This is a genomic window from Maribellus sp. CM-23 (genome assembly GCF_021354595.1).
Classification (GTDB): Bacteria; Bacteroidota; Bacteroidia; order Bacteroidales; family Prolixibacteraceae; genus Draconibacterium.
In genome coordinates this window covers 615,384-634,407 of record NZ_JADWYJ010000003.1, presented here as the reverse complement: position 1 = coordinate 634,407, position 19,024 = coordinate 615,384, and the positions used below count along the sequence as shown (strand labels likewise).

Here is a 19,024-nt window from a genome sequence, read left to right as displayed (position 1 = left end):
TTTAATTCCAACCATTATCTATCCCAACCTGGGTTCTGATCAATAGCAGGAACCTTTAGCAATTCGTTGTGAGGTATAGGCAGCAAAACCATTTTGGGAAGAGCTACACGGTCACGAATGTTTTGCGTGTTTATGGTAACAATTTCAAAGAACCCTTCATTGTTGTTGCTGTTAGTTCTGTCTCTCTCTACGTTGAGACCTTTCCAGTTCGAGGAGTTGGCATCTTCATCAAGGTAGATTCCCCAACGGCGAGTATCAAAAAAGCGATATCCTTCGTTAAACAATTCAACCTGACGTTCATTCATGATTATTTTCTGAAACTCTTCTCTGCTTGTCAGCTGGGCTTCTGTTACGCCCGGAAGTCCGGCACGATAGCGAATCATGTTAAAATACCTGGCCATCTCTGCCATGTCGCGCGTAACCGTAATTTCTATTGTTTCGTTTCCAACAATGTCTATTGTCTCCACAGTTTCTGTCCCTTCTACGTTATTCAAGGCTTCTACATACTCCAGCAAAACTTCAGCATAACGAAGAATAGGGAATGGTTTTGGACCGGTTACAAAAGCCGACTTTACGTTTCCTTTGCCATTGGCCCACGAGTCATCAGGATGGATATATTTAATCGGAGAATAACCGCTTACGTTGTAGTCGTTGATATTATTACCGGTACCGGTAATACCCGATACATCGTCGTACGAAAACCAGAATTGTCTTTTGGTATAGGAAGGGTCCTGCGACGCTGAATTCATTGCCCAGTAAGAGCCAGGAAATCCGATACATGCATAAAAGCGTGCCTCCCGGTTGTCATACATTTTAGGGACATTAGGTTTTAAGATATAGGAACCTAATGTTTTACCACTTCCACCAATGGTGTTTGTTAATACCGGATCATAAGGATACTCTGCAGATGCATCATGAATGGTACGCCCATCGGCCATCAGGTAACTGTCGACCACACGCTGAGGAACGGCCATTCCTCCCCAGCCTCCAAAATACACCGGAAATGAGTGACGGGTATAATTGGTCACATTTGAAGAAGCCATTGCCCAGATAAATTCTTTGTTGGTTTGGATAATGCCTTCACCATTGAACATGTCATGATAAGAATGAAGCGGATCAATTCCTCCGGCACCTTCGGGGAAGGGATCGGTAGGTACATTCGAAGCCAGCGGATAAGGATTCTGAGGATCGGCATCAACAGTATGTAACTGATAATAATTCATGTTAATAACTGCTTTGGCAGCAGCGGCGGCAACAGCCCAGCGCCGAGGCTCGTATTCCTGATTCACATAATAAGCTCCGTCACTTTTTCTTGTCCACGTACCAAAACTTCTGCGCGCCGCATCTCCTCCATTGAACAAAGGGGAAGCCTGATACAGACGCAGCCGTGCTATCAGAGCCAACGCTGCTCCCTTGGTAGGGCGGTCGGATATGCTGATGGATTGTTGTGCGGCGGTAGGCAATACCTGCGCTGCCGACGCAAATTCGTTACAGATGTAGTCAACAGACTCATCATAAGTCGAACGTTCCTTGTTGTAAAACTCTGCTGATTCTGAATTAGAGAGCACCTCATCACCAATAATCAGGCAAGGCCCCCAGTTCATCAATAAATGGTAATATGCATAACCGCGCAAAAAATGGACATATCCCATGTAGCGCTGTCTTTCGTTTGTTGACATATCGCTTACATCATCCACGTTGGCAAGCATGGTGTTGCAACGACGAATTACCCGGTACATTCGATACCAAATATTCATACTCGTGGGAACATTTCGTTCGTTTATTTCACCAACCGTAAACAAAACACCCGGGAATTCACCGGTTCTCCATCGTGTTGTAATCTCATCGGATGCCATCTGCCCAAGGTTCCATGAATTACCCCAAATAGCCCCCGGATCAGGAAAGTCTTTTGGTGTATTCCACAGGTATCCTTCCGCATTTTGCATGCTGCTAAAAATTGAGTCTTGTCTGAATGTATCTTCAAAATAGCTATCTACATCCAAAAAATTGCAGGAACTAAGCGCCATGCTTGAGATGGCTGCCACTGCTATCAATATTTTAAATATACTTTTCATATACAGTAATAATTAAAAGTTCAGGTAGATTTGAAATGTATAGGATGCAGGTATAGGATATGCTCCTCCGTTAAAGGTTGCTTGTTCAGGGTCGAAGTATTTTACCTTGTCGATAGTGAACAGGTTGTTTGCCACAAATTCCAAATCGATGGATTGCAATCCAAGTCTGCTCATCCAGGAATAGTTATCCATTTTATACCTTGCGCTCACCTCTTGCAGACGAAGGTAGGAGCCATTGCGTTTCCAGAAGGAAGAAAGCTGTGAATTGTTTGTATTTTCACCGTAAGAAAGACGGGGAAATTCAGCATTAGGATTTTCTGTTTCGGTTGTACCTGAGTACCACGCCGGGGTCCATCTGTTGGCTGGATTGTTGGCCAGCTTGATAACATTACCCAGTTCTCCGTTGTAAAAAGGAATCCATCCGGGGGCATTTAATCCGAAATTATCGATAAACATTCCTGCACGGTAATACTCCACCTTTGCAGCACCTTTAAACAAGATCGCTAACGTTAGTTTTTTGCAACGGAAATCAGCACCAAAACCGTACATCATACGTGGAACCTGGTTACCATACGAGAGTGGAACTTTGTCGTCTTCATTGATGGTTCCGTCGCCGTTTACATCGCGGTATTTTATATCTCCCGGGCGCACTCTTCCAAAACTACTCTGGTCGGGCCTGGTCTCGATTTCTTCGCGGTCTTTGAAAAGTCCTTCCGCAATGTAGCCACGAATAATCCCGTAAGGTTTACCCGTAACACTCATGTAATCGTAGGGCAACTTGTTCTCTTCGAAATAGTCGATAATATTCTGAGAGAAAGTGTAATTGGCCCGTAAACTGAAATCCATATCCTTATTGATAGAATGGAAATAGGAAACATTACCGTCAGAGCCAAAGCTGTGCATACTTCCCACATTTGACTGGGGAACAGTTACCAACCCAAGATACTCAGGAAGGGTAACGCGTGGCATAAAAATATTATCACGCTGATCACGAAATACATCAACAACAAACTTTAGTTTATCGTCGAAAAAATTGGCTTCAACACCAAAGTTTGCTTTTTTAGCCACTTCCCACATCAGGTTATCGGCCCCCTCCTGCATTTCGGTAATACCAGCGCCCCGGTATCCCCAATAGCTTCCGGCGCGGTTATCGATAAGTGTAAGATAGGGGAAACGGGCAGCTCCCTCAATCTGGTCATTTCCTGCCAAACCGTATGATCCGCGAAGCTTCAGGAACGATAGCGCCGGGAAATTGTTTTGAACCCACTCATAGGAAGTAACAACCCATCCAAGGGCAATGGAAGGGAAAAAGCCAAAACGCTGTCCTGCTTCAAATTGCGATGAACCCGTGTAGCCGAAGTTACCATCGATAAAATAAGTGTTGTTATACCCGTAAGAAAGCCGCCCTGAAACGTTCTGGCGCCGGGAAGGAATAGCATGGATGCCTAAATCGTCATAATAACGTTTTCTCCATCGGGTATCCGAAATTGTTTCCATGTAATAATACAAGAGAGCACCCAGATCGTGGTTGCCAAAAGAACGCGCCCAATTGGCTTTCGCCTCGCCGTAGTATTTTCGCCACAAATCGGTGGAACTACCGTACATAAGAGCTGATTCAGTAATTCGAAGCGATTTAATGAGGTTTCCTTGCGAATCTCTTCCTGAGGCACGATACATGTTTGGCCATAAACGACGGTGTTCGGTGAAATAAGTTTCGTAATCGGCCATCACCTGTGCAGATAAGGTCAGTCCTTCAAAAAAACCTTTTACCTGCTGTGTAAGGCTCAGTGTGATTAAATTACGCGAATTATTATTTCGTGTGTAGCCCGTATAGTTAAGCGCGGTGTAAGGCGATGACAGGTCGTAGGTACCATAAGTTGGCAGCGTGCCATCAGCATACTTCACCGGAAACATAACCGGTGTAAGCATACGGACTGCATGCCATAGCGTATTGGTATTCTGAGATCCCGGTAAGGTATGATCTATAATGTTTCCGTCCACTCCAAAATAAAGTTTAGTGAATGGGGTCAGGTTCATGTCAATATTGGCACGATAGGTTATTTTGTTATAAGCTACCGGTTTTTTGAATTTCGAATCCTCCTGTTTATAGGCCGCGTACTCCTGCTGTGCTCCCACCGACAGGAAATAATTCGCAAGGTCTCCTCCTCCTTTTGCGTTTATGTAGTAACGGTGTTGCAACGAGGTCTTTTTCATAATTTCATCAATCCAGTTGACGTCAGGGTACAGTTCAGGATCAAGTCCTGACTTGATAACATCCAAATCAAGACGGGTATACAGATCAGGGTCGCCAGACATGGCCCTGGCTTCGTTGGCCAGTTTTGCATATTCATAAGCTCCCAAATATTCGGGCATCCGTTTCAATTGGTTTACTTGCAAGGTAGCCCGACCGGTAATTTGTAATTTTCCCTTTCCCCCGCGTTTGGTTGTTACGATAACTACTCCGTTAGCGCCACGTACCCCGTAAACGGCCGTAGCAGCAGCATCTTTGAGTATTTGAAATGATTCAACGTCATCGGGATCTACATCCTGAAGTCGTCCTTCAAGACCGTCGATTAACACCAATGCTCCTGAATTAGCACCAAAGGTTCCGATACCCCTAATCCAAAAGTTTGAGATATTTTTTCCAGGCTCACCCGATGTTGTCATAGACATTACACCGGCTACCCGGCCACCCAGCATGTTGTTAATAGAAGCGGCCGGAGTTTTTAGCTCCCCCACATCAATACTTGTTATGGCACCAACGATCGATACCTTTTTCTGAGAAGTTAACCCGGTTACAACCACTTCGTCCAGTTTCTGGGCATCGTCTTCCAGTACAATTTTCAAATCGTTTTTACTTTTCTCAACAAAATGTTCAAACGTTGTCATACCAATCATCTGGAAAACTACCGTTTCTCTAAGGTTTGCTTTTAGAGAAAACTTTCCGTCGATATCGGAGGTTGTTCCCACACCCGGAACATTTTTGATGTATATGGATACTCCCGGAAGTGGAATTCCCTGGGCATCAGACACAACACCTGACACTTCCAGCTGTCTTTTTGCCGTATTCTGACCGTAGCTTACTTGGGAATATATTCCTGCCAGCAGCAAGATGAAATATATTAGTTTTTTCATATCATTTGTATCTAAAATTATTCAATGGAGAGTTTACGGATTACTTTATTCTTGTGATCGGCTACATATACAATGCTCCCGTCACTGTTTACTGCGACCCCGGTTGGATAATAAAATTTGGCAATTTCAGGGCCTCCGTCTTTAAAACCGGGGCTTTGTGGCAATCCTATCGCGGTACTTACAGTAGCCTTGTCTTTAGGTGCGGTAGTATCAATTACACGAATGCAATGATTTCCGGTGTCGGCAATATAAAGTTTTCCATCAGCTGTAAAACAAACCTGTTTGGGACCAAAAAAACGTGCGTTTTCGAGCAAGCCGTCTTCCCAACCCCGGCCATTTACAGGGCCATCAACAAACGCTCTTCCTGCATAACTTTCCCCTTTATAGGTAGCACGGTCTTTACCTGCCAGTTTTGATACATCTACCCGGCCAATCATGTTGTAGTCTTCCATGCAGAAATAGAGCATATTGGGTTCCAGCGGAGAAAAAATGCAGTAAGTATTACCGCCTGACTGTCCTCTTGCATTCGGGATATTAGGAAGTACGTTCTCAAGTAATACCTCCACGTTACGTGTGGTAGGATTAAAACGAACCAATTGTCCCTTCCACATCACTGAGTAAATCATGTTGTCAACCTTGTTGGCTACAAATGAATATTTCCAGTTACCTTCGATCACATCTTTGGTTTCAGTACCGGTAATCAAAGAACGACGACGCGGTGCATAACTTAAACTTTTGAGCAACTGATAGTAGTATAGGCCATCGTCTTCAGGCATATAAACCGATTCGTTTCCCGCTTCGCCCGAAAAAGTAGGTGCATTGGTATAATTGGCATTATAGAGAATTACTGTAGAAGATTGGCTTTTAGTATCGGCAATAACAAGATTACTCGAAACGCCTTCCCCTTTTTCATTTCGCGATGGTTGTCCTATATATATACCTTGCAGGTTAAAACTCCGTTCTGTAATAAAGATATTGTCTTCATCATCCAATACAATAGCGAATGGAGCAGAAAGCGTTGCCGAAGAAAAATCGCCACCAACCGTAGGCATCGAATTGTTGTCGGGTTCTGGTTTCCCGACCACCGTACTTACTGTAGTTTGTGTTTTATAAACAAAAAGATCGTCCGCGGTACCCGAAAAGATTTTTCCATTTTCGGTCCGCTCCACAATGATATTTAGCTTGCGCAAAAATGTTAGTTTGGGAACCATGGCATATATCTTGTCGCCGTTAGAGCCGACTACCCCTGCCCTGTGATGTACTCCCAAGGAATCTTTAAAAAACACCCGAAGTCCGGTTGTGTCACCTCCGAAATTGTGTCCGTCAATGATAATAGGGGTTGAAATTCCTCCTGAATCGGGATAAAATCCGCTAATTTCAATTTGCTTCGACGGATCAAAAGGTTTTTTCTCAAAACCCGCACCATCATCATTACATGACATGAAGACTGAAAGGCATAGGCACGCAGGAATCAGGATCCTCTGCATGACGTATGCCACAATCAATTTACATTTTTTCATACATACAATATTTTAGTTTTAGTATCGTGCAATAATAATTTTTGCCCCCATACTTCTGTAGCGCAATTATCCCAATTAAATACTCTATTTGGTCTATTATCTTTTGAGTTGCATTTTCTGTTCAATTTCTTACACTATCTGTTCAATGTAGTTTTCAGAGGTTAATCGTGTAATCAAAATCTATACATTTACGAGCCATTAATGAAGGCAGAGATATGCATGCAATTTTTTTATTTATCCTAATCAACCTTAACTTTTTCGTATTAGATGCTTATCGCCCAAACAGTTTTTCACAAGAGCCTTTTGAACAAAAGTCGACACACATATCGAATTTAAATATCAAATCATTTTGCCAGGATTCACTCGGGTACATGTGGATGGCCACCCCCCGGGGATTGAACCGGTTCAACGGTTATGAATTTGTCCAATACTTTCACGATCCCAAAGACTCAAGTACGATTGACAACGATTTTGTTCTTTCTCTTTATCTAGATTCTTCTCATCGGCTATGGGCAGGGACAGTTAGCGGGGTGAATTGCTTCAATTTTAAAACAGAGAAATTTGAACACTATCCCCTATCGACAAACAGAATTCCATATGCTCTTTCCTTTTATGAAGACCTCAAAAAGAATATATGGATAGCAACACAAGTAGGTCCTGCGTATATTGATTCTATAAAAAAACAGGTGATTACAGAGCCTACTGCGGTTCCTTTAAGTCCCAATCTGATTTGGGAAGACGAATCGAAAAGGTTATGGATGGGCATGAGTCACCCGGCAGGACTTGCAACGCGCCATACAAACGGAGAATGGGAACTCTTTTCGCTTCCTGACAACAAAAAAGTATTCTGTAAATACAACGATCCACAAGGCTTTTGGTGGTTAGGTACAGATACAGGCATCATACTTTTCGACCCAGTACTCAGGCAATTCAAAGACCTTCCCCAATCACTAAAAGAAAACACATTGCTCTGCCATTCTCAAATAAATTTTATACAGGAAATAGGTCCTTTAAAACTCTTGATAGGCACAGCATCGCAAGGTTTTTTTCAATACGACATTCTTTCACAATCATTAACACACAATCTTCCTCAAACATTGGCAAACCTGCAATCTTCGCATCTTCTTTCCTGTACTGTTGACAAGGACAAGAATATATGGATTGGGTCGTTTGACAAAGGATTTAAGGTATGGAACGACTACCTTAACTTCTTTAATTCGGAACAAGATTTAAGCAATACTTTTAAAGACAAATTTGTCACACAGCTTGTTGAAGACAATTATAGAAATTTATGGGTCAGCACCCGATATCACGGGCTCTTCCATTATTCCGGTTCAGGAAAGTTAACCAATTATAATTCCAATAACTCCAACTTGTTTTCGAGCAGTAACTGTTTGATCGAGTCCTTATTTATTGATTCCAAAAACCGATTATGGATTGGCTTAACCGATCAGTTGATTGTAGCCAGTATATCAAAAGATGGCTTGCTCAATATAATTGCCAGGAAAAATATAAAAATGGCAGGAGCAATAAAAGCCGACTTATCGGGCAATATTTGGATAGGCTCAACATCGGGTTTGTACAAGATAAAAAAGGGAGATATTTCACTTGCCCCTCAACTAATTTTTTCGGGAAATATCCCGGAAATATTTATTATTAACGATGACAGTCTTCTCTTTTCTTCTTTTAATGATGGGGTATACTTTCTCAAGCCTGATCAAAACAACGACATTACTCCTGTAGAAGCTCTTTCATCACTGGCAAAAAGAATAATAAAGAATTGCATAACAATCTATCAGGACAAGCAGGAATATACCTGGTTGGGCAGTTATGGGAACGGGGCTCTTCGCATTTCGCCCGATTTCAAACACCATCAGATTCTTAATAAGCAACAAGGATTACCCAGCAACGATATCTTATCTTTCGAACAAGACAACCACGGATACGTTTGGATGAGTACTTCCTTTGGCATTTCCAAAATGAATGTAAGTGACACCTCCATTGTAAATTACTTTAGCTGCGATGGAACTTTGGGAAACCAATTTCATGAAAAGGCAAAGCTAAAACATTCTGATGGGCGTATATTTTTTGCAGGAAATCATGGACTGACATTTTTCAACCCAATGTTTAATTTGCCTCCCAAAAAATCTCCGGTAGTCCAACTAACAGATTTCAAAATACTAAACCAAAGCATAAAACCGTCAGACAGTTCGGGTTTGCCGCAAAGTATCTCATTTGTAAAACAGATAACCCTTAACCACCGCCAGACCGTATTCTCTATTGACTACACCGGGATTGATTTTTTATTCCCCACCAAACTAACTTATGCCTATAAACTGGAAGGATTCGAACAAGAATGGAATTATGTTGGAAACTACAGACGGGCCACTTATTCAAATTTAAAACCGGGCAAATACCTTTTTAAAGTAAAAGGTTTTAACGATGAAGGACAAGCGTGTTTGGCTCCTGCGACTCTTAAAATCAACATTAAACCGGCACCTTGGTTTTCATGGCCTGCATGGGTTGTTTACATATTCTCAATGTCAGGTCTTATATACATACTTTTTAAATTAATCCTAAAAACCAGAATAAACCAACATCAACTGGAGGCAGAACAAAAAGAACGCGAAAGAGAAAGGCAGATTTCAAATATGAAAGTAAATTTCTTTACGAACATTTCTCATGAAATAAGAACCCCTTTAACTCTGATTTCGGCCCCATTGCAGCAATTATCGACTTCAAACAGCTTTTCAGAAAAAGATAATCATTTGCTAAAAATAATATCCAAAAATGTGCAAAGCATGTTACGGTTAATCAACCAACTGCTTGACTTCAATAAAATGGAAAACGGAATGTTTAATCTGAAGGTCCAACAAACCGATATTATACAATTCATAAAAAATATTCATTCAATTTTTTGGGATACTGCCAATCGGAAACAAATTACTTTAAACTTTACACATCTCACCCCTAGTTTGTTCCTTTGGATTGACATAGATAAGGTTGAGAAAATTATATACAATTTGTTATCTAATGCTATAAAATTCACTCCACGGGGCGGCATAGTTCAGATAAGCATTAACATATTGTCCCCCAATGAAGCAAAACAACACTATCAGGCTCTTTCATATTCTTTTATCGAAATTACAGTAAAAGATACCGGTCCTGGAATACCCAACGACAAACTTAATGAACTCTTTATCAGGTATCGCCAAATAAACGAATTAACAGATAATACCCCCGAGAACCATGGAAGCGGGATCGGTTTAAATTTTTCCAAAAGATTGGTAGAAGCTCACAATGGAAAAATCAAAGCCTTGAATTGTCAGGAAGGAGGTATGCAGTTCTCGTTCATCCTTCCGATGGGAGATATTTACCCTGAATCTAATAAAATTACTGAAGAAAAAGAAATACAAGAGATTATACCTATTAAGCCTGAAGAAAAGATTACAGATAAAAAAAATAAAGACTACACAATATTGCTTGTGGAAGACAATACTGAGTTGAGAAATTTTGTTCGAAGCATATTAAGTGATCATTATGAACTTATTGAAGCGCCAGATGGGCTCATTGCATGGTCATTGATTCAAAGTAACTCTCCCGATCTAATCATTAGTGATGTGCTAATGCCCGGATTATCCGGTTATGATTTGTGCAATTCGGTCAAACGCCACCCCGAATTCAGTCATATTCCAATCATATTGCTGACGGCAAAAACTTCGGTCGGTGAACAGTTAGAAGGCTTAGAACTGGGAGCGGATGCCTACATCTGCAAACCTTTTAACCTTGATTATTTGTTACTGACGATTAAAAACATATTCACCAGCCGCAATAATATCAAAAAATACTATTCAGAACCTTCCAATTCAAAAGTTGATACACCTCCTCCGTTATTAAGCCCTCACGATCAGAATTTCATGGATAAACTAATTCAAATCATTCAAAAAGACTTAGCAAACCCCGATCTGAATATTGATTCTATTGCCAGAGAACTAGGCTTTAGTAGAACCGGGTTCTACCGAAAAATAAAAGGACTCAGTGATATGTCTCCGAATGATTTTATTAGAACCTATCGACTCAAACGTGCTGCAGAACTAATTAGAGAACAAAAGCTAAGTTTAATTGATGTTGCAAACAATACTGGCTTCAACCATTATCCATATTTCTCAAAATCATTTAAAAAACAATTTGGGGTTTCCCCGAAAGATTATGCCTAAATGAATTGCTCACTTTTTTTCAAAACATGAGTTCGATAGAGAAAGAATATCAATAAATTAGGATTTACTACCTGACCTGTTCATTTAACGCCACCAAAGACATTCGGTAAAGAAAGACAAGCGCTATCTATTTGTTTGTTTATTTTTTATTGTTCAGAAATGCGTTTTACTATTTGGTTCCTATTTTGAATACCAACAAGCGATTTGTATTCATCAAAAACAGAGTCTTACCTGTTGATGACTACAACCTACTATACACATCATGCCCGTTTTACACCACCCAGATCTTCCTCATCATCGGGAAAGCGTCGTAAACCAAACCTCAATAATTTCCCCGACCATGTCCCAGAGAAATCCGCAGCCTCCTGCTAGTCCTTTTATTGGATTTTATAGTTTAACCGAATAAGCTAATATTTATCGTATTTGCCATCAACCATCACCTCTTTTACTGCTTCGAGATAGTCAAAACCGTTCAGCATATCGGGCAGCAAGTAGCTTCCTTCCACCCATTCGTTCCAAGCATTTATGGTAATCAGTTTGGGCTGGTCCGGATACTTGTCAGCATATTTTTTTGCTTTGGAGAGTAAGGCGGCAAAACTTTCGGGAGTGTTGTGATAATGTACCACGTCCTTTATTCCTTTGGCCGGAAAGCGTGGCGTATCGTCCCAGCCTATTGACACACAAGGGAAAACCGGCACATCCAATATTTCGTCCATCTGTTCCCTGATTTTAACGGAATTGGTACCATACACAAGGTAATCTTCATTCATTCCACCCATATTGTACATGGCTACACTGTTGAATCCCATGGCATCTACATTTTTACGAAATTCTTTGGCTTTTTCGTCCGACATAATTGAACCGCCGCCCTGGTTCCACTGAATATGCAAACCGGGAAAACCTGCTTTCTTTACTTCGTCACGAAAATAGTCGAGGGCTTTGCGAGTTTCTTCCACGCTGCCGCCAAAGCTTTCCATCAATTTATGAATACTGAACACAGAGAATACCGGTTCGCCATTAATTTTGAAATAGTTGGGCTGCTTGAAATACTGGTTGATCACCCGGTCAACAATAATTTCAAAGTTTTTACGATCTACCTTGGCATCCCAAAGAATGGAAGCATCGTCGCCATAGCGGTGATAATTCCAGTAATTATGTTTTACATCGTGATTCGCCCACATAATGTAAAACTGCATTTTCGAATTGTTTTTTGCTTTCAGAAAACCATCATTGAGTGCACTTTCCAGGTATGGCCCCTCTTCGTACCAGTACCAGTCGTAAACAAACACATTTACTCCGTGGTCGGTGGCAACATCAATCCAGCGCTCCACTACTTCTGGGTCATTATCCATCTCGTAGCCCCACAGCGGCTGGCGGGGTTGGTAATGCCCTTCGTACCGCGGATTCCCTTTTTTTATCACTTCCCACTCGCCAATACCTTCTAACCATAACTTTTCCCTTCCCAACGGATCGTCATGACACGAAGGCCAAACATAGGCCGCCACGTAATAATCGCTTTGCGCCGTTTCTTTCTTTTGCTGCGAATGCGCTGAAAATACACACCCAAAAACAATAAGCAATGCCATTGCTTTTCCAATAAAAGTACCCCTGTTTTTCATGCTTGTTTGATTAGTATAATGTTCGTTATTTAATTCAGTAGCCTTAGTTTAATATCAAACGACAATCGCAGTTTTAACATGCCCAACGTTACGTATCTAAGCATTTTAGAATCAATTGTTACGATAAAAACTGCTTCCCCACACATCTCGATACCTTACTGTCGTTCACAGAATCTAATTTATCATGTAACATTGCCACTCCGAATAACTACAGGAGTAATTCTGTCATAAGCTATAACAAGAAATTAAATACAAATGTACTTTGCATCCTGTGCTATCTGTCAGTGATACCTTTTAATCATCTTTTTGATATCCGGACAGCCCAAGAAAAAGGAAAACCTACCTAGAAGTTCGACTTCTTAGCACAACTTCATACTTCTCCTCCTGAAATGTTTTTAGAACCTAAACCAGGTGCGGCAAATGCTAATCCGTAAATACCACTTTCCACAATCCCCTGAAATCATTCAGTTTATATCCTGTCGCCAGATCTTGGGGATACAAAGTTTGAATCTTTTCCAAAGTAGCACCATTGATGTCATTTGCCGGATCACCGTGGCACTTTAAACAGGCAGGCATGGCAGTATTAATGCGTTTGTAGTAAGTGATTTTATTATTGATTTCCAGCAAAGTATCAGCCTGAGTATTCTTTGCAAACAGTTTCCAGAGTTCGGCTTCGGTTTTATTCAAAGCATTTTCCGGATTTCGATTCTTGTCAGAAACCCGTGAGATGTTACAGGAAAAAGCCTGGCTCAAGCTATCCACCAAAGAGGTGGCTTTGACGTTGCAAAATTCAACAGCGTGTTCGGTTCCTCCTTTTTGAATAGCGCCGGCAACATTCGAAAGCAAAACTCCCTGCACCTGCGAAGTAATCGCATCCCCTTCCTTTTGAAATTTATGATAAAATTCAGGCGAAATACCCGGTTTCGTTTGACATGCTACCAAGCCGATCAGCAATAAAATACCTGCAAACAATATTGTTTTCATATTATTCTTTTTAGTTAACCAATGTATCAAAATGCAATGTTATTTCCAAAACCAATCCTCTATTGCAAGCTTTTGTTTTTTTGATAAATTTATACACAAAACCATCCACTTAACCGAGAACTATGAAAAGAAATCGCCAACTACTTCCCGAAACTATTTTAGTCATAATAACGGGAGCTTTACTTTTGCTTTCAGCATGTACTACTAATGAATGGCACCAATTCAGGGGTGCAGGAGCAGATATGATCGTTACCGGAAAAAACCTGCCAACCGAATGGAACGACAGTTTAAACATCCGCTGGACACAAGCAATGAACGGGGAAAGCTGGTCGTCTCCCCTCGTTTGGGGCGACAAAGTTTTTTACTCGTCAGCTGTGCTGGTAGACAAAGCACCTCTGACAGAGAGCGAAACATCACCCTCTCTATCGCAAGATGTGTACAAGTGGCAATTGACTTGTCTTGATGTAAAAACCGGCAAAAACCTGTGGATCGCTGTTGCGCGCGAGGGAAATCCGCGGACAAAGAAACATGCCGGAAGCACCTACGCCTGCGAAACACCCGTTACCGACGGAAAGCATGTTTATGTTTACTTTGGTATGCACGGAGTATATTGTTATGATTTAAACGGAGCACTTGTCTGGGAAAAAGACCTGGGTGCCTATGAAACACAAAGGGGCTGGGGAACCGGGTCTTCGCCTGTGCTTTACAAGCAGCTTTTGTTTGTTTTGGTCGACAACGAAGAAAGTTCTTTTCTGGTGGCTTTGGACGCACTTACAGGTGAAGAAAAGTGGAAAGTTGCCCGCGATGAGAAAACAACTTATTCTACACCAGTTATCTGGGAAAATAATTTCAGAACAGAACTGGTCACCCTAGGGTCGCTGGCGCGTTCGTACAATCCGGAAAACGGAGATCAGATTTGGGAATTGGCCTTTGAAAAAGGCAGAGCCGTAGCTTCGCCCGTTTTTGACAAGGAAAAGATATACCTGGGGCTATCGGGCGGACCGCGCGACATAGGCACGCTTTACGCGGTTAAGGCGGGAGCCGAAGGCAACATCTCTCCGGCACCGGGAGAAAGCACCAGCAAATTTGTTGCCTGGTCCGATTCTCTGGCAGGCCTTTGCTATCCTTCGCCCCTTCTGTACAACGGCTTGCTTTACGTGCTTTCCGATCGCGGAGGTGAAATCTCGTGTTTTGATGCAACCAGTGGAAAAAAACTATACAAAGAGAGTGCAGGAAAATCGGCCGCTTGCTGGGCTTCTCCCTGGATCTACAATGACCGGCTTTATTTCTACGATGAAAAAGGCCTTACCTATGTATTAAAACCTGGTCGTACTTTTGAAGTTTTGGGCACTCATTCAATAGATGACAAATTCTGGTCATCCATAGCCGCCACAAATGATGCATATATTTTTAAAGGAGTTAAAAATATCTATTGTGTAGGGAAATAAGTAATCGAAAAACGCAGCATTAAAAAGATCCAAACTGCAGCGGACCTTTTTACTGCGCAGAGCTTCTCTCTTTGATGCATATCCGGTTTAAGCGGTCATTTTATACGCGAGCTTTTTATCGGAGTGTCGGCTGTTGCCCAAACCTCTGACAAAAGCCCTGCAATCTCAGCAGCTTTATCTGTTGCCCCCATGCTGTTGTAAGCCAGTTCCATTCCGTGCAAAGCCCAGCCATTCCGCGGTAATGTCATTAAATCTTGCTGGTACGTTTTTATGGCATCCTCGTATTTCCCTGCCTCAATTTGTACTGCCCCCAGGTTATGACGAAGCGAGAAAAACCAGTCGGGAGGTTCGTTGTAGTTCAGATTATCCTCAATTTCTATGGCACTCAGCAAAGTTACAATCGCCTTATCATAGTCTTTTTCAAAGGCCATAATTTCTGCGGCCAAAACTTTTTTAGCGATCTGCACCAGGTCGTATGTCGAATTTATTTCCCAAATGGTAAGTTCCTTTAAACTTTCGTCGGTTGAAAGCATTTCCAGCTGAGCCAATTCGTTGGAGGCTTTTGCCAAATCGCCTTTTCCCAGAAAGGCCATACCACGGGCATAGGCCCTAACGGCAGCCGGATAGGTTAAAGAAGGAACTTCGTCGGGCATTGTCAGTATTTTATCCCACTTGCCAAATTTTACATACACATAGTAGGGAATGGTGTAATAGTGTTGCAAGGTCCCCCATACCGGCTCCTGCATCAGCTGAAGACTGATTTGTTTTGACATTTTCTCGGCAGCCAAAATTCCCCAGTAACTGTTTCCTTCCAAAGTAGCCGTTGCGGCCAGAAAATGATAATTATGCGGGTAATAGGCAAGTGGATACACTCCCTGCGCATGACAGGCTGTAGTGTATAAACTATCCATTTTCACCGCATTTATGTTGGCCTGTGTACCTTTGTGGTAGTGCCCCGTGCGAATATAAATGTGCGAGGGCATGTGCACCAAATGCCCGGCTCCCGGAACCAGGCCTTCGTCATACAACCGGGCTGACGGCAATCCCCTATCGGGAGTGCTCGATGCCTCTACCGCATGAATGTAAAAATGATGGGCTCCCGGATGTGTGGGAGCCATTTCAATAACCCGTTCCAGCGTTGAAACGATTTCTGCGGTCCAGAGCTTTGGCGTACCATCAAACTCATACAAATCCCACGGATGAAGATTCATCATCGATTCGGCATAAATTGTTCCGATATCAGGGTCATCAGGATAATCAGCAAACAGCCTGTTCATTGCGTCAGAATATGCCTGATCCAACGAGCTGCGATCCATCGGGACTTCTTTTGAATAGCGTGTGGACATAGCCCAAATTAAACCTTTTTCCTTCGGTGTAACATCCTTCGACAAGGATATTGCTTTTTGAATCGCATTGTAAGCACGGGCATAGTTATCACTTTCCATGCCGGCATTGTAATTGGGGCCCAATACATAGGCATAGCCCCAGTAGGCCATGGCACAATCAGGATCGAGTTTAGTGGCATAATAAAACGATCGCGCCGCCTCGGCATGGTTAAACCCGTATGACAAAATTAATCCCTGGTTGAAATACTTCTGTGCCAAATCGTTCCGGGTTGTAACAGGAAAAAAATACGTTCCCAGGTTGTCAAACAAAGGTGCCTTTTTATCTGTTTGGTACCAATCGGCATCGGTGGTAAGAGGTGCCGGGGCACATATGGCCCCGGTATAACTTAATTGCTTTTTCTCTTTATTACCCATGCTGCAACTCTCCAAAGAAAATAGCAAAACAATTAGATAATAATCTAAAAATGTTCTCATTCCATCAGATAATCAATCTATTAAATTTGTTTGTAGAGTATTCACTTTGTTAAGTGCATTATTAAAAAGAACCCGCAGCACGACTAAGGTTTAATGTTCTGATTGACTTTAAAGAAGTTGTCCGGATCATATTTTCTTTTGATCTGAACCAATCGCTCATAATTTTCACCGTAGCTTGCTTTAATACGTTCCTGCCCTTCATCCATTATGAAATTAAGATATGCTCCCCCTGAAGAATAGGGATGAAGAGCCTCCCAATAATCTTTTGCCCATTGGGTAATTTTACCTGCATTGGCAGGATCCGGATCAATACCTACAAATACACCCGCGTATTTTGCGTGGCGATAAACCCATGGGGTATCATTTTTTCCAACCCGGCCGGCGGCACCACTAATGGGATAAAGATGCATTTGAGAGAGAGGAGTAGGAATTTCGGAGCCAAACTTTTTATGAAGAGTTGCAGCTTCCTTTGGAATATCGTTAAAAAAGTCGGCTTTCCAATACCATTGCAAACCAGGTGGCATTAGTCCGTCGAATAAGCTTTGTATCGCCGGAAATGGCATTTCGCCTAAAAGTTCAAATATCGGATTCTTATCCCTGACAGGCTTGAAAACTTCCTCCGCATTTTTTAAATCACCCGTATAGCACCATACAACCGCGCAAAGTTTCTCGTTGTGCAGATTTGGCGGGAACGGCGGACCGGGTATTTCCAGGGTAGCAACAAATCCGTTTAAATCTTCTGACGCATTATGAATAAATTCATGGTACCAATCCATGATTTCTTCTGTTTTCTCGAGTGGCCAAAATGTTGGTCCACCGTAAATCATTTTTACAGGATGGGCCTGAAATTTAAAAGAAGTTACAACACCGAAGTTTCCACCACCACCACGGATTGCCCAATACAGATCAGCATTTTGTTTTTCATTTACAGTAACAAAACTGCCATCTGCCAAAACCATATCGGCCTCCAGTAAGTTGTCGATGGTCAGTCCATATTTACGCGACAGATACCCTACTCCACCTCCAAGTGTTAAGCCTCCAATACCCGTGGTCGAAAGAATTCCGCCGGGAACAGCTAATCCAAACGGGTGGGTCGCATGATCCAGTTCATTTAAAGTATTTCCACCACCCACAAAAACCGTATTATCGGCTGTATTTACCTTGACAAATTTGATCCCCGAAAGATCGATCACCATACCGTCATTACAAGAACCAAGTCCCCCGGCATTGTGACCACCTCCACGAACGGCTGTTAATAGGTTATTTTCCCTTCCGAAGTTTACCGAATAAATAACGTCAGCAACATCGGCACATTTTACAATAAATCCAGGCTTTTTATCGATCATACCGTTATACACCTTACGAATTTCGTTATAACTACTATCCGTAGGCGTTATCAACTCGCCCTTTAATCTACTTTTTAATTCATCGAGTTTAGTCACATCCAGTTCTGATAGTTCTCCCGAGCTCAGACACACTTTTAAATTTTCCATCTTTTTGTTTTTTCCAGTTAGCTTTATTTTCTTTCAATACCGGCAAAAGATCCATCTGTTTTCTTTTGCACAATTCAAACTTTTTGACTGGACTCTGGAATTATTTACAAAGGTTTCGGGGGAATATTGCAGGAGTTTTTAAAACCTAATCAAGTTAACACTTCCATTTAAGACAAGCAAGTCTTTTATTTTAATATTCCTTAAAACCAATATTTTAGGCATAAAAAAAGGAGGCTACTGCCTCCTTCTGAGAAATTAAAATATCTCGGTTTTGGTTTTTATTGCGTATCAACTTGCCAGAACTGCTTCCACTTCTTTTAGTATGGCGCGTTTTGTTTTTACGCCAACGATACGACCGGCTTCCTTCCCATCACGAAAAATCAGCATGGTAGGAATGTTTCGTACGTTGTAACGCTGCGCCAGTTGCTGGTTGTGATCCACATTCACTTTAGCCACTCTGAAATCGTTTTGCGTGTCGGCAATTTCATTTAATGTGGGAGCAATAATTTTGCACGGGGCACACCATGCTGCCCAAAAGTCAACCAGTAAAACACCTTTTTTGGTGGCTGTTTTAAAGTTTTTGTTGTTCAGCACCAGTATGTTTTTACTGTTACTTACCGGTTTCGCATTTTTCATTTTGAAGTAGGTATACGTGATCATCCCTACCAAGGCAACTACAATTACTAAAATTACAATGAGTGTTACTGACATAA

General features: G+C 41.8%; 10 protein-coding genes. 2 read left to right on the top strand and 8 right to left on the bottom strand.

All coding sequences use genetic code 11. The features are described from left to right. Positions 1-14: 14 nt before the first annotated feature. The 3 genes from INQ51_RS13470 to INQ51_RS13460 are packed head-to-tail and all read right to left on the bottom strand — an operon-like array spanning position 15 to position 6,730. Positions 15-2,075 (bottom strand): RagB/SusD family nutrient uptake outer membrane protein, encoded by a 2,061-nt coding sequence (locus INQ51_RS13470; protein WP_233378487.1) that lies wholly within the window; start codon positions 2,073-2,075, stop codon positions 15-17. 12 nt (positions 2,076-2,087) lie between these two features. Further along, complete coding sequence (locus INQ51_RS13465; RefSeq protein ID WP_233378486.1) at positions 2,088-5,210, bottom strand: SusC/RagA family TonB-linked outer membrane protein; 3,123 nt, start codon at positions 5,208-5,210, stop codon at positions 2,088-2,090. Between the two features lie 17 nt (positions 5,211-5,227). Further along, positions 5,228-6,730 carry an IPT/TIG domain-containing protein gene (locus tag INQ51_RS13460; RefSeq protein ID WP_233378485.1) on the bottom strand — a complete coding sequence of 501 codons (1,503 nt, stop codon included), beginning with the start codon at positions 6,728-6,730 and terminating at the stop codon, positions 5,228-5,230. Between the two features lie 215 nt (positions 6,731-6,945). Between INQ51_RS13460 and INQ51_RS13455 the strand changes: the two genes are divergently transcribed. Beyond that, positions 6,946-10,947 (top strand): hybrid sensor histidine kinase/response regulator transcription factor, encoded by a 4,002-nt coding sequence (locus tag INQ51_RS13455; protein ID WP_233378484.1) that lies wholly within the window; start codon positions 6,946-6,948, stop codon positions 10,945-10,947. 407 nt (positions 10,948-11,354) lie between these two features. Here INQ51_RS13455 and INQ51_RS13450 read toward each other — a convergent pair whose 3' ends face one another. Continuing rightward, positions 11,355-12,566 carry a glycoside hydrolase family 99-like domain-containing protein gene (locus INQ51_RS13450; protein ID WP_233378483.1) on the bottom strand — a complete coding sequence of 404 codons (1,212 nt, stop codon included), beginning with the start codon at positions 12,564-12,566 and terminating at the stop codon, positions 11,355-11,357. Positions 12,567-12,989: 423 nt separating this feature from the next. Beyond that, positions 12,990-13,550, bottom strand: coding sequence for a DUF3365 domain-containing protein (locus INQ51_RS13445; protein WP_233378482.1), 561 nt, complete (start codon positions 13,548-13,550; stop codon positions 12,990-12,992). 122 nt (positions 13,551-13,672) lie between these two features. Between INQ51_RS13445 and INQ51_RS13440 the strand changes: the two genes are divergently transcribed. Further along, positions 13,673-14,998, top strand: coding sequence for a PQQ-binding-like beta-propeller repeat protein (locus INQ51_RS13440; RefSeq protein ID WP_233378481.1), 1,326 nt, complete (start codon positions 13,673-13,675; stop codon positions 14,996-14,998). A 95-nt stretch (positions 14,999-15,093) separates the two neighbouring features. Here INQ51_RS13440 and INQ51_RS13435 read toward each other — a convergent pair whose 3' ends face one another. The 3 genes from INQ51_RS13435 to trxA form a co-directional block, all read right to left on the bottom strand. Then, positions 15,094-16,818, bottom strand: coding sequence for a hypothetical protein (locus tag INQ51_RS13435; RefSeq protein WP_233378480.1), 1,725 nt, complete (start codon positions 16,816-16,818; stop codon positions 15,094-15,096). 83 nt (positions 16,819-16,901) lie between these two features. Then, the gene (locus tag INQ51_RS13430) at positions 16,902-18,311 is read right to left on the bottom strand and encodes an FAD-binding oxidoreductase (RefSeq protein WP_233378479.1); all 1,410 of its coding nucleotides are present in this window, start codon (positions 18,309-18,311) and stop codon (positions 16,902-16,904) included. A 288-nt stretch (positions 18,312-18,599) separates the two neighbouring features. Beyond that, positions 18,600-19,022 (bottom strand): thioredoxin, encoded by a 423-nt coding sequence (gene trxA, locus INQ51_RS13425; protein ID WP_233378478.1) that lies wholly within the window; start codon positions 19,020-19,022, stop codon positions 18,600-18,602. Between the last annotated feature and the right edge of the window lie 2 nt (positions 19,023-19,024).